Source organism: Acinetobacter sp. BY419 (assembly GCF_019038395.1).
In the GTDB taxonomy this organism is placed as follows: Bacteria; Pseudomonadota; Gammaproteobacteria; order Pseudomonadales; family Moraxellaceae; genus Acinetobacter.
Genome location: NZ_JAGFXZ010000031.1, coordinates 20888 through 34274 on the forward strand (window position 1 = coordinate 20888; position 13387 = coordinate 34274).

Below are 13387 nucleotides of genomic sequence, written 5' to 3' on the forward strand. Positions count from 1 at the left end.
TCTATCATGGCCGGCTTGTTTTTCGCGATCAGCCTGGGATTGAACTTTGAGTAATTTTCTAACCGAACATCTGATACATCGTGATGACGATTTCATGGTCATCCACAAATCTGCAGGTTTACTCACAGTTCCCGGTAAAACAGAAGATTTACAAGATTGTCTGATCAATCGTCTGGTTAAATTAGAACCGAAAACTTTACTGATTCATCGACTGGATCGCGACACTTCTGGCATTTTGGTCTTTGGTCTGAGCAAATGGGGACAAAAAACCATTTCCCGCCAGTTTCAGGAACGCCAGACCGATAAAACCTATCAGGCCGTGGTCGCCGGTACACTCGAAGGTGAGGGCACCATTGAAGTGCCAGTGGTATATGATCCAAGCCGTCCGCCCCTACATATCGCAGATCCCGCACATAACAAGCCGGCCATCACGCATTGGCAGGCGATCGAACATTTTAATATTCAGGGACAGGCGGTGACCCGGGTAAAACTGACCCCAATTACCGGTCGTTCACATCAGCTGCGTGTGCATATGCAATATCTCGGACATCCGATTATCGGTGATACCTTATATGCGACACCCGAACAGCAACAGCTCAGCTCGCGGCTATGTTTACACGCTGAACGTTTGAGTTTTAATCATCCGCAAACAGAGCAGCTGGTCGAATTCTATTGTCCGGCACCGTTCTAGAAAATACTTATTTAATCGGCGTGAATTATGCTCACTTTTTAGTGGGCTTTATGTCAAAATACATTGCTTGAAGGTGTGAAATTTTGCTCCAATGACGTTTCGTGATGGAGCCTGATATTCATAATCTTGTACTTAAGATAAAGGTGGAAAAATTGCAGCAATTTGCTATTGGTCAACGTTGGTTATCAGATACTGAAACAGAACTAGGTTTAGGCGTTCTTATTGATGTTGATGAGCGATCGGTCAGCATTTTATTCCCAAAAAGCGATGAAACCCGTGTCTATGCACGCAGCAATGCCCCCTTATCACGTATTGTATTTAATGTGAAAGATGAATTACAGGATCAGGAAGGGGCCAAGTGGATTGTAGAATCCATTGAAGACCGCAATGGTGTGGTACGTTATCATGTGGTTCGTACTCTGGACGATGGTACAGAAGAACGTAAATCACTGAATGAAACCCGTATCGGTGCTACGATCCAGCTATCTAAGCCTCTGGACCGTTTATTGGCCAGTCAGGTCGATTATAAAGAATGGTATGACCTGCGTATCGAAGCGCTGCTGATGCAGGCCAATATGCAAAGCAGTCCACTGCGTGGTTTAGTGGGTTCACGTGTCGGCCTGATTCCGCATCAGCTGTATATTGCACATGAAGTCGGTCAGCGTTTTGCACCGCGCGTGTTACTGGCCGATGAAGTGGGTCTGGGTAAAACCATCGAAGCGGGTCTGATCATCCATCAACAGCTCAAAACTGGCCGTTCTGAACGCATCCTGATTTTAGTGCCGGATTCACTGCAATATCAGTGGATGATTGAAATGCGTCGTCGTTTCAATCTGGAGTTCTCGCTGTTTGATTTGACTCGTACAGCATCAATCAAAGAGCATGATCCTGAACAGAACCCGTTCCTGACCGAACAAAAAATTATTGCTTCTGTCGATTTGATGGTCGACCATGAAGATCTTCGTGAACAGGCGCTCGAAGCCGGTTTCGACTTGCTAGTGGTCGATGAAGCACATCATTTGATGTGGAGCGAAGAGGCTGGCGGTAATGACCGTTATGATCTGGTCGAAGAACTTGCCGAGCATACGCCGGGCGTATTGTTATTGACAGCCACACCTGAACAGCTAGGCGTAGAAAGTCACTTTGCACGCCTACGTTTGCTTGATCCGCAGCGTTTTAACTCGCTGGATCGTTTCCTCGATGAAGAAGCGCAATATCAGCATACTGCCAAAATTGCAGAAGTGTTAATGTCAGATCTGCCATTAGAAGCTGAGCATTTTGCTGCGATTGAAGCCTTGTTGGGTCATCCGATTGAAGATCATCCTGAACAGCGTTTCCGTGCCATTCACGAGCTTTTAGACCGTCATGGTACAGGTCGTATCCTGTTTCGCAACACACGTGAAGCTATTCAAGGTTTCCCGGGGCGTGATTGCCAGCCAGCACCATTACCGGCACCAGAACACTGGTCTAAAGATGGTAAATTGCGTGAGCAGATGTGGCCTGAAGAAACCCAGCTCGATGGTTCGTGGATGGAAGCCGATCCACGCGTAATGTGGTTAATGGAACGTCTACGTACCGATTTAAAACACAAGAAAGTCTTACTGATTGCACGTAGTGGTCCAGTCGTTGAAGCGCTGGAAAATGTACTTCGTCTGCATGCCGGTATTCGTACTGCGATGTTCCATGAGGGCATGAGCCTGCTTGAACGTGATCAGGCTGCAGCGTATTTTGCTGAAGACTCTTATGGTGCGCAGATTCTACTTTGTTCGGAAATTGGTTCAGAAGGTCGTAACTTCCAGTTTGCCTCTGACCTGATCCTGTTCGATTTACCTGCAAACCCGGATGTTCTGGAACAGCGTATTGGGCGTCTGGATCGTATCGGTCAGGAAAACCGTATTCAGATTCACGTACCTTATCTGGTGGGAACTGCGCAAGAACGTATGTTCCGCTGGTATAACGAAGCTTTGAATATCTTCAGCAATATTTCTCCAACCGCACAAACCTTGCAAGAAAACTTTATTGTTCGCTTGAAAGAGTGCCTATTGGCAGACAAAGGTCAAGAGTTTGAAGACCTGCTGGAAGAAGTCAGCCTGCAACGTGAAGCTTTGGAAGCTGAATTGCAGCAAGGTCGTGACCGTTTGCTAGAGTACAACTCTTGCCGTCCGGTGGTAGCACAGGAAATTGTCAACGCGCTTGAAGACTATGATGACAACACCACTTTGCCGATCTTTATGAAACGCTTTATGGCGGCCACGAATATTGATTTTGATGAGCAAAGTAACGGTACCGTGATCATCAAGCCGACAGATCAAATGCAGGTTCAAGGTTTGACGCTGGATGAAGAAGGGATTACCGCCACCTTCTATCGTGATCAGGCACAAATCCGCGAAGATGCACAATACCTGACACTGGAACATCCATTCACTGAAAGCGTGATGGAAATGATCAATACGCAAGGTTTTGGTAGTACCAACGTTGCGGTATTAAAATCTGCGGCACTGCCACAAGGTTCGTTATTGCTGGAAGTCTGGTTCAAGGTCGATGTAGTTGCACCGAAAGCATTGAACTTGCCATCAAGCTTGCCGCAACAGCTGATTCGTGTCTTGCTGAGTGAAAAAGGTCAGGATCTATCCCAGAAGATTGCGCCAGAAATCCTGAAGCCGTATCTGCATCATTTAGATGGCAATAGCTGCCGTCAGGTGGTGAAAGCACGTCGTGATGTGATTGAAGCACGTTATCAGCAAGCACTTGAACTGGCACGCAGTGCATTGCCAGGCTTCAAGCAGCAAGCCAAAGAAGTCTATGGCAATAAATGGCAATATGAAATTGATCGTCTGACTTATCTGAAACAGTTCAATCCAAGTATCCGTGAAGATGAAATTTCACGTTTACAGAAGTTGCAGAAAGAAGGTCTAAGCCTGCTAGATGGTCTATCCGTGACTCCTGAAGCCATTCAGGTGATGGTGGTGGTCAAGCCTTAAGCTTTAAATCATTAAAAAATGCAGCTTTCGGGCTGCTTTTTTTATGCCCAAAATCCGGCTTTTATATTCTTTTGGTCGGGGAATACTGGCCTGTCATTTTTCTCCTGTTTAAAATCAGTTTACTAACTCAATAACAAGAATTACAAAGCATGTCCAAAGCAATGATTACCCTTGGTACAGAGACCAGTCATGGCGGTATGGTGACCGAATGCGCCCCCTGTTTTTTGATTAATGGCATTGCCGTGCATTTAAATGGCATGAAGCATTATTGTCCCAAATGCCAGACGATGGTTACCGCGATCGCCAGTGATCTTTCTACTACTGTCCAAGGAAGAGCCATAGTCATCGCGGGGGATAAGGCCAGTTGCGGAGCGACTTTTTTACCGATGCAACATCTGACTGTATCTCAGAAATAAGCCGTAAATTCTGAAAAGATACAGAGAAATGACTTTGAGGTCACGGTTTGAGCATTTTTGCACTCCCGAATCAATGAACAGAGTATTAAGATCCCTCATACGATTTCAGGATGAATACGCGCTGCGTTTAAAAAATAATGAAACAAGCTCTACATTTTACCCATGCCAATGGCATCCCTGCGACAACTTATCAGAAGTTTCTGGACTGTTTCCAGCCAGAATATGAGGTCAAAGCGATTCCCGTGATTGGCATGAATCCGCAATATCCGATTACGCGAGACTGGCGTTATCTGGTCGATGAAGTCATTGCAGATATCGAGCAGCAATTTCCTCAGCAGCAGGTGATTGGCTTAGGGCACTCCTTTGGCGGTCTGGTGACCCTGATGGCGGCATATCGACGTCCAGAACTATTTTCCAAGCTGCTGATTATGGACCCACCGTTCATTATTGGGAAAAATAGCGCCATGTATGAACTGATTAAAAAGCTAAACCTAAAAAGTGTCGATCGCTATACACCAGCAGGATTGACACTAAAACGCAAGGATCATTGGCCATCGAAACAGGCCGCTATTGAAGCACTTCGCTTTAACCGGCTATTTAAAAATTTTGATGATCAGTGTTTTACTGATTATATCGAGAGTGGCATTCGGCCAGAACCTGAACGCGGCGGAGTCACTTTAACTATTCCCAAACAGGTGGAAGCAGAGATCTTCCGGACTGTACCAGCCTGGTGGTGGAGAACGCCACGACGACCGCCTGAAGTGCCGATTCATCTGATCACTGCGCAGCAGAGTCAGTTTTATCAGCAGGGCTTGCCACAAGGCATGCAGAAGATTTATCAGATCGATTATTCAGTGGTTGAGGGCGGGCATATGTTCCCGCTTGAGCATCCGGAAGCCACTGCAAAGGCGGTCAAAGCCCAACTTGCACTTTTGTAAAGGTCATAAAAAAGAGACGTTTAGTACGTCTCTTTTATACAATTTCATGCAAATCGGAAAATTAACGTAGCTGGGAGTCTTCCAGATGACGCGCACCTTCCAGAATCATCCGAATCATGATCATGGTCTGTTCGGCAATTTCTTTTCGGTCTTCAGCAGGCATGTCAATGACATTGGCCCCCATGTTGAACACCAGTTGGGTAATCGCTTTAGCCACTATGTCAGCATTTAACAACTTTTTATTATTCAGACGTTCCAGACGAACCAAGTCATCTTGGAGTTCCTGCTGAAAATAATGCAACTGACGTTCTACTGCCTGTTTATAAGACTTGGAGCCGGTATAGCCTTCACGTAATAACAGGCTCAGATTGCCTTCATCGGCATCTAGCTGGGCAATAAAAATTTCTACAGAGCTACGGATGATGCTGTTCTGACGGGAAGCCTGCAGGCGTGCCTCGTTCAAAATCTGCCGCAATACAATCCCGGCACGATCAATCAGCTCAATCGCCAGTTCATCAATATCTTTAAAATGACGATAGAAGCTGTTTGGTGCAATACCGGCTTCACGTGCCACTTCACGCAGACTTAAAGAAGAAATACTTTTTTGTGGTCCAATCAGATTCAATGCAGCCTGAAACAGTTCTTCCTTGGTAATGGTAGCCTTGCGACCGACACTACGTACGATAATCGGCTCATCAATGCTTTTCGATTGTAATAAAGATGCATCACTGCTTATTTTCATTGAAGGCTCGTTCATCGATAGGTTCATGCATGACCTTTTATTATAACCGAGCTAGTCAAGCTTGTGAAATGAATAGAAACAATACAACTGTATATACAAATATATATACATCTGTATAATAATTAAAAACCTCAAGGTGATGTCGATAACGATGTATGTACTCCAAAAACTTAAAACGCCGTTGAATGCACTGTCGGACAGTGTTGTTGATCAGCATGCGATTAATTTCTGGATTCAGAAACTCAATCCTATATGGTCGTTGAATCAGCCATTAGGCAAGATCGTGCATAAAGAAAATGCAGCACAGGATATGCTGAGTCTGAAAATTCAGGTAAATCGCTTATTTAAGTTTGGCGAAGCGGGGCAGCATCATCCGGTCTATGTCGTGGTGAATGGCATTCGCTATGAACGTAGTTATAGTTTGACCCGTGTAGATGCGCAGCATGTTTTATTGACCGTGAAAAAAGTCAATGCTGGCAAGGTCAGCACCTGGTTAGCAGAACAGGCGCAAGTGGGTGACGTGATCGAATTTGGTCAGCCTTATGGGGATATGACTTTACCTGTGCAGCCGAGCCCACTGATTCTGCTAGCTGCAGGTAGCGGTATTACCCCAATGCTCAGCATGTTAGAAAGCATGAGTAAAAATGGGGAGTTATCTGCATCGGTGAGCCTGTGGTACTGGGTCAAGAAAGATCAGGATGCAGCATTTAAAGCGCGTTTTGAAGAGCTTGCTCAGAAACATGCAAACTTTTCATTTCATGTTTATGCGACTCAAGAACAACCGGCTGCTGCGCGTCTGGATGGGACCTATCTGACAGAACTGCAAAATCTGGAAAATAGCATCGTGTATTGCTGTGGTCCTTCCGGTTTTGTGTCGAAAGCTGAGCAGCTTTTTGCTCATGCAAAACAGTTTAAGGGTGAAGCCTTTAGCATGAGTTTGGCGGATCAATCGGATACCGGCTTTATTAATGTCACCCTGACCCAGTCGAAAAAAATTGTCAGTATTCCAAAGGGCCAGTCCATTCTGGTGAGTCTGGAACAGCAAAATATTAAACCAACCCATGGTTGCCGTATGGGCATTTGTAATAAATGTGCCTGCAATAAAGTGGAAGGTTCGACCAAGAATTTGGTAAACGGCGCACAAAATACCGAGCCAGGTAATCTGCTCAAAATTTGTGTTAACTCAGCGCAGACTGACCTCGTCATCGACTTATAAGCGAGTTTTATCCTATGAATATGCCAGTAAAATTACAGTATTTTAAAAACCCCAAAAACCGTGAATTAACCCAGTTTGAACTTGATGAACTTGCACGTGAACTTGATGCGATCAAGCAGGAAGTGCTGGATGATCTGGGGGAAAAAGATGCCAAATATATCCGTCGTGTTTACTCAACCATCCGTTACTCATCGATTGCCGGTCGCGCCTTATTGTTTGCAGGCTGGTTCCCGCCAGCATGGTTGCTAGGCACAGGCCTCTTGGGTTTTGCTAAAATCATGGAAAACATGGAACTGGGTCATAATGTCATGCACGGTCAATATGACTGGATGAATGATCCTAAAATGAATGGCCAGACTTATGAGTGGGATATCGTAGGGACTGCAGATAACTGGCGTCAAACGCATAACTTTAAACATCATACTTATACCAATATCAAGGGTATGGACGATGACATCGGTTATGGGCTATTACGCCTGTTCCCAGAACAGCGCTGGAAACCGGGTTATTTATTACAACCGGTTTATGCCGTGCCATTTTGTTTGTTGTTCCAATGGGGCGTAGCAATTCAGAATCTTGAATTGGGTAAATACTTCAAAGGTCGCAAAAGCAAAGAGCAGACCAAAGAAGAATGGCGTCCAATGCAGAACAAAATCGGTAAACAGCTGTTTAAAGATTATGTATTTTTCCCACTAATCGCGGGTCCTGCTGCATTACCTGTGTTGACTGGTAATATGGTGGCCAATGGTCTGCGTAATATCTGGACGTTCAGTATTATTTTCTGTGGCCACTTTACCAAAGATGTAGAAGTGTTCCCGAAATCGGTACTGCAAAATGAAAGTCGTGGTCACTGGTATATGCGCCAAATCCGTGGTTCATCAAACCTGACCGGTTCTGAAGCGTTCCATATCTTGACGGGTCATTTAAGTCACCAGATTGAACATCATTTGTACCCTGATGTGCCTGCACGTCGCTATCGTCAAATGGCGCCAAAGGTTCAGGCTGTTTGTGAAAAATATGGTTTGAACTATAACAATGCCAGTCTGGTAAAACAGTATGGCAGCGTGATCAAACGTATAGTGAAATATGCATTTCCGTTTAAGAAATAGTTTTTCCTAAATAAAAAAACCACTTCAAATGAAGTGGTTTTTTTATAAGTGAAGTTTATAATTCAGAAAGGCAAGGTCCTGATTGCAAAGCTATAAAATATGATTTGAAGGTGTAAGTTAAGAACAGTTAATCTGTCGTTGATATAGGGTCTAAAGATTTTTATTAGATCCACCAGATAAAGCAGGGGAAGATCTAATATGGCATCGAACTGGATGAGATATTAATTTTCGGAAGCTGTTTATCTCGTCCTTCGAGATAGCAGTGATGCGCCAAACTCAGCATCTCCTTATCTTCATCACTATTCCCGTAAGCATAAATTTCAGCATAATCTTGCAGTTTATATTTTTCTAATATTCTAAGTTTCTTTTGCTGATTGCTACAGTCAGGCGTTTGATAAAACCCTGTTATTTCTCCGGCTTTAATTTCAACCTCACTACAGATTAAATCGATATTTAAATAGGTACACACCGGTTTTAAATATAAATCTAGAGAGGCAGAAACAAGTACTACCTCATGACCAAGTTGCTGATGTTGTCTGAGCTGATCTAATAGTTTCGAATTTAACTTGAGCATGAGTTGTTGTGCATAGTCCTGAGCCAATTGCAGAATTTCCTCTGCATCACTTTCTTTGAACATGCTGGCATATAGCTTGGGGCGCATGCGATGCGCTGGGTAGAGTTTTAAATAATACGCCTGAATCCACGGCAAAATCTGAATGCCACGCTTAACAATATGCCGTTTTCTCAAGGCATAAAAAATGAACCCGGTAAAGCTATCATGTGGATACAGGGTGCCATCAAAATCAAATAAGACTAGAGTTTTATATTTTTGATCTTGCGCATGCATGTTTGATAGCGACCATCGACACGGGTAGCAAACCAGTTGGTATTATAATCACGACTCAATTTTGGCCCGGAAATGACCACTTCAGGCATGATCGAATAGATAGGATCTTTGTCTACTTTTTCCTGAAAGAGTTTGCTAACGCCACGATAGGTCATGGTATCTTCAAAATCTTGCTCTTTTTCTTTCTTTAAATCAGCGCGGATTTGACGCTCAGTGATAATAAAATTATTTTTGGCAAAGACACTGATCAATTCACGCTCGGATTGACTCTTCTGCGAACGGATCGCGCCATCTTTGGTGTATAGCAATAAATCGCCATCCAGATCAAGTTCGGCTTCAGTTAACTCATTTAACATGCTCTGAAAAGCAGCATTTCGGCTGGAATACATGCCGGAATTATAGTCTGCAAAACGGTAAATCGGCTTATCATAATCGGCCGGGTACATCATCAGGCGATGAATACCATAATACAAACCGCCATACTGACTGTAGAGATCGGTACGCAGTTCGGCAATATTGCCACCCTGACGTTTATGCTCTTTAGCGTAGCTGATATGTACCTGCATTGAACCCAAGGTGGTAATTGGATTCATTTTCTCGCCAATATTCTGGCCGACCAGTTTGGCAGCACCGGTAAGTGCACTGACATGATAATGCTTCGACATATAGTCAAATATTTCACGGTATAATTCATCGAGTTCCCGTTCTGTTTTGACCCGACGCATCTGGCTCAGGTAATTGTCTTCAGGACTCGGATGGTTTTTGAGAACTTCCTGGAAATATCCTGCAACTGTTCCACCAATTGCCTGACCGAGTTTGTCTTTGAATTTTTCGTCGAGACGGCCTTGTACTTCCTTAACGGCCTTTTCACCCAAACCCGGGACAGTAGGATCTGCAACAAAGTTTGATTCCTGATCAACCACTGCCACAATGGTGCAGACATTTTCCTTGGTCTGAGGAATGCCAAGCTGTTCAGTAATATCGTAAATATCTTGTGCCCAGGACTCACGCTGATTTACCCGACCAGGAATGGCCTTGCGAATATGTTCAACTTCAAGTGTAGGTTCATCATTTTTTGACCACCATGAACCGTTGCCACAACCGGCAAGACCCAGAGAAAGTGCAAGTACAGACAATGACTTAAAAGAAAAACAATCAGCAAAAGTTTTATTCATGGTGTCTTAAATTAGTTGAACAGATGAGCGAATAAGGCAGATGCAGTATACTATGCCCATCAAAAAAGTGATGAAATTATATGTATATTGCACCATATCAACTGTCAAAAAAAATGGTTGTCGCTTCCTGGGCAGGTGGGGTGGATGAATTATAAAATATCATAAAAATTATTATTAATTAGGTGCTTATTTTATATCTGCAAGGTGCAAATTAGATGCCACCATTTAGTAGTTAATCAATAATTTAGCAATCAATGATTCATTGTCACCCGATCTTTTTTAGACTCTTTTTATATTGCTTTCAGGCAGAATGCCACATCACTTAGATAAACATCAAAAGGAGAGTTGCTCTCATTATGAAATCTCCTTTAAATTAAACTTTGCTTAACTGATTCTGGTGAAACAAACACATCTTTAAAAGCTTGATCAAAACTACCGCTTTTAATTAATTGATCCATAAGATTTACTCGCTCATCGATATAACTAGAACGGGGATAGTGAGAAAAAGATTTATTTTAAATCTCTACCAATAACCCGAATCCTGCTTAAGCCAATGATTCCATAATTTGAATGGTTGGCTTATTTCGGTGGGTTAATTGATATGCACATAACGATGCGTAAATCCCACTTAGAAATCCACGAATGCTACGTGCTTTACTTGTCACTAAATTGTATTGTCCTTTTAATAAGCTGAATAACGTTTCTATCTTATTACGTTGTTTTAAGTGATATTCATCTGATGCAGATAGTTGAATAGACCGCATATTTTTTCGATGATAGGTCATCAAATCAATACCTTGATCTTTTAACCTGGTTTTTAACTCTTGGCTGATATAGCCACGATCCGCATAAAGCTTTGCTTCTAAGCCTTCAACCAATTGCTCAACCATTTTTATGTCCGCAATATGCCCATTGGATAAAGCAGAGCTAACGATCTCACCAAATGGATTCATCGCAATATGTAATTTACAGCCATAAAACCAGCCCATTGAGCTTTTACCACGAGATGCAATTTTAGCTAACGATTTATGACGTTGAATGCGCTGATGTTTACAGACAGGTAGCGTTGTTGAGTCAATCCATAAATATTGATTACATTGACCTTTCATTATCGCCACATGTAAGGCATGGAGTGCCAATTGATGCATATTGATCAGATGAATCATCCGTTGGTAACAAGGTAAGCTTTTAAATAAATGTCTTTTATCCTGCTTCAACCATGAGAAGAATGCTTTAAAATTATTGAAGTGAGAGCACTTATACCAAATAGCGATAAAGGTAATTTCTGAGATCGTTAGTTGTGCAGTTCGGATTCTTAAACAGTGCCTGCTTTGTTTGAGAAACTTCCAATAAGTTGCTTCAAATTTAAGAAAGAAATCATCAATTACGCCAAATAATTCGGTACTATTAAACATCAGGACTAGAGCTTTAGGTTTGGTGTGGTAACTCAACTGATGGCTCTAGTCCTCCTATTTTTCAAGTTAATTTCTTATTCGCGATTCGGGCTAATTAAGTTTTTATAATAAGTTGATTTAACAAATATTAATTAAACTTTTGGCATATTTTACCACTAAAAATCACTTGAATAGTGTGTAAAATAATCAATAGAAACTGCTGTAGTTTCTGAATGACCTCCCAAGGTCCTTAGTTTATAAGCCCACTGTTTTTTTCCTTAAGTGGGCTTTTTTTTGAAAAACTCTCATTAGGTTGAATTCGCCATAATTAAAAACACTCGAATTCGATAGATTAAAAAATAAGGAGATCTACATGCTCCAATTTTTATTTATCTTATTTGACCTGTAGGGTACGAATGAAATTGACTACATAATTGATAATATAAGGAATCAAGATGTGTCGGGATTCCTTTAAAGTTTTTGATGAAAAATTATTTAAATAGGTGTCATATCATTCATATTGAAACAATTAGCTAATAAACTTGTTCTGCAAATAAAGCAGAAGCAAAAGTTTAACTCGCTTAAACGGAGAGAGTTAAGCGGGGTTTTGAAAAGTTCAATATTTAACGAAGTGTATTAATATTGTTGATATAGCTAGGCTCGTTTAAGCTGCCTTAGGTATGATCCTGCTTTTATATGATAAAGATAGAAACTTATGAAAATTATTTATAATTTATCACTTATTCTTGCAGCGGCGACCTTGACTGCTTGTGCCGGTACTCCCGAGACAGAAGTGGTTCAAAAACCCGAGATGATGGAAAAATGCGTACCTGAAAGTGCAGCAAAATTAGCAGGTATGAAATTATCGAGTGAAGCGGATATCAAATCAAAAACAAATTCTGAGATTGTTAGACTGGTTGCACCCGGCCAACCTATAACTAAAGATTATCATCCAGGACGAGTAACAGTCATTGCTGATCCACAAACTCAAACAATTCTTAAGGCATTTTGTGGTTAAAAATTTAAACCTATGCCTAGAACCTCCTTTGGGAGGTTTCCCGTTATCACTGTTAAAAGTGTAGGGAATCCGCTAAATAACCATTTCGATAGTTCATGCTTTTCTGATTAAGCAGAGTATATAGAGATTGTTGTTAAGCATGTAGCCGATGCTTTCTTATTCGGTATGATTACTTTTTTATCCTAACAAGACAAAAGCATATGAAAATTATCCAAAATTTATCTTTAATTTTAGCTGCTGTTGCATTGACAGCTTGTGCAAATAATCCTGAACAGATGCCTTCTCAACAACCCAATACTATGACCAGCTGTGTAGCTGACGAAGCAACAAAACTTGTTGGGCAAAAAGGTTTATCTGAAGCAACTATTAAAGCCAAGACAAAAGCTGAAATTGTACGCATGGTTGCGCCTGGTCAACCGGTAACTTTAGATTACCGTTTAGAAAGAGTTACAGTAGTGACTGATCCACAAACAAAAATTATCGTTCAAGCATCTTGTGGCTAATAGCTCAAAACTGAATCATAAAAAACCATCTTCGGATGGTTTTTTATTGGTGCAGATTATGGATCAAAACTCTATAAATAATTAACCGCTAAATGGCCGATCAAAAATAAACCTTGTAACAGATTACTACCAAAAGCTGGTGAGAAATACTTAGAAGCATTCGGTCCATTTAAATAAATTCTTGATCATATGGAGATTAAATACGAAGAATACTTTCACTTGCAATTAATGTAAGCATCCGCTGAATCCCATTGCTATGTTTTAACGAGGTTCAGGTTTCCAACGATGAGGTAGCAAATCCTCAATTTCTGTGACTTTATGGGTGGGTAGTCTTTTTAGGACATCACTTAAATAGGC

At 41.9% G+C, this 13387-nt stretch carries 12 protein-coding genes and 1 pseudogene; 8 read left to right on the top strand and 5 right to left on the bottom strand.

What is annotated here, in order from left to right; all coding sequences use genetic code 11:
* Nucleotides 1–46: 46 nt before the first annotated feature.
* The 4 genes from KUG37_RS11795 to KUG37_RS11810 all read left to right on the top strand — a co-directional run bounded on the left by KUG37_RS11795 (nucleotide 47) and on the right by KUG37_RS11810 (nucleotide 5026).
* Entirely contained in the window at nucleotides 47–691 is a 645-nt protein-coding gene (locus KUG37_RS11795) for an RluA family pseudouridine synthase (RefSeq protein ID WP_216936799.1), read from the top strand.
* A 143-nt stretch (nucleotides 692–834) separates the two neighbouring features.
* Complete coding sequence (gene rapA / locus KUG37_RS11800) at nucleotides 835–3672, top strand: RNA polymerase-associated protein RapA (RefSeq protein ID WP_216936809.1); 2838 nt, start codon at nucleotides 835–837, stop codon at nucleotides 3670–3672.
* Nucleotides 3673–3821: 149 nt separating this feature from the next.
* A complete protein-coding gene (locus tag KUG37_RS11805; protein ID WP_216936800.1) occupies nucleotides 3822–4088 on the top strand; it encodes a PAAR domain-containing protein in 267 nt (88 codons plus the stop codon).
* Between the two features lie 137 nt (nucleotides 4089–4225).
* Entirely contained in the window at nucleotides 4226–5026 is an 801-nt protein-coding gene (locus KUG37_RS11810) for an alpha/beta fold hydrolase (protein ID WP_216936801.1), read from the top strand.
* Nucleotides 5027–5087: 61 nt separating this feature from the next.
* Here KUG37_RS11810 and fabR read toward each other — a convergent pair whose 3' ends face one another.
* Complete coding sequence (fabR, locus tag KUG37_RS11815; protein ID WP_216936802.1) at nucleotides 5088–5768, bottom strand: HTH-type transcriptional repressor FabR; 681 nt, start codon at nucleotides 5766–5768, stop codon at nucleotides 5088–5090.
* 151 nt (nucleotides 5769–5919) lie between these two features.
* On the opposite strand from fabR, the gene KUG37_RS11820 reads away from it, so the two are divergent.
* Nucleotides 5920–6984: a flavin reductase family protein gene (locus KUG37_RS11820; protein ID WP_216936803.1), complete on the top strand. Its 1065-nt coding sequence runs from the start codon at nucleotides 5920–5922 to the stop codon at nucleotides 6982–6984.
* 14 nt (nucleotides 6985–6998) lie between these two features.
* On the top strand, nucleotides 6999–8093 hold the full coding sequence (locus tag KUG37_RS11825; RefSeq protein WP_216936804.1) for an acyl-CoA desaturase: 1095 nt from the start codon (nucleotides 6999–7001) through the stop codon (nucleotides 8091–8093).
* Nucleotides 8094–8286: 193 nt separating this feature from the next.
* On the opposite strand, the gene KUG37_RS11830 is transcribed toward KUG37_RS11825, so the two are convergent.
* The 3 genes from KUG37_RS11830 to KUG37_RS11840 all read right to left on the bottom strand — a co-directional run bounded on the left by KUG37_RS11830 (nucleotide 8287) and on the right by KUG37_RS11840 (nucleotide 11530).
* The gene (locus KUG37_RS11830) at nucleotides 8287–8940 is read right to left on the bottom strand and encodes an HAD-IB family phosphatase (RefSeq protein WP_216936805.1); all 654 of its coding nucleotides are present in this window, start codon (nucleotides 8938–8940) and stop codon (nucleotides 8287–8289) included.
* A complete protein-coding gene (locus KUG37_RS11835; protein WP_216936806.1) occupies nucleotides 8907–10115 on the bottom strand; it encodes a DUF1615 family protein in 1209 nt (402 codons plus the stop codon). Before KUG37_RS11835 ends, KUG37_RS11830 begins: the two co-directional genes overlap by 34 nt.
* Nucleotides 10116–10660: 545 nt before the next feature.
* Nucleotides 10661–11530 carry an IS982 family transposase gene (locus KUG37_RS11840; RefSeq protein WP_216936810.1) on the bottom strand — a complete coding sequence of 290 codons (870 nt, stop codon included), beginning with the start codon at nucleotides 11528–11530 and terminating at the stop codon, nucleotides 10661–10663.
* Nucleotides 11531–12224: 694 nt separating this feature from the next.
* On the opposite strand from KUG37_RS11840, the gene KUG37_RS11845 reads away from it, so the two are divergent.
* Together KUG37_RS11845 and KUG37_RS14915 are read left to right on the top strand one after the other, a co-directional pair.
* Nucleotides 12225–12527 (top strand): I78 family peptidase inhibitor, encoded by a 303-nt coding sequence (locus KUG37_RS11845; RefSeq protein WP_216936807.1) that lies wholly within the window; start codon nucleotides 12225–12227, stop codon nucleotides 12525–12527.
* Nucleotides 12528–12835: 308 nt separating this feature from the next.
* Nucleotides 12836–13030, top strand: a pseudogene (locus KUG37_RS14915) (I78 family peptidase inhibitor); the annotation flags it as partial.
* Nucleotides 13031–13291: 261 nt separating this feature from the next.
* Here the strand turns inward: KUG37_RS14915 and KUG37_RS11855 are convergent.
* A partial coding sequence (locus tag KUG37_RS11855; protein WP_216934384.1) for a transposase domain-containing protein occupies nucleotides 13292–13387 on the bottom strand: 96 nt, incomplete at its 5' end.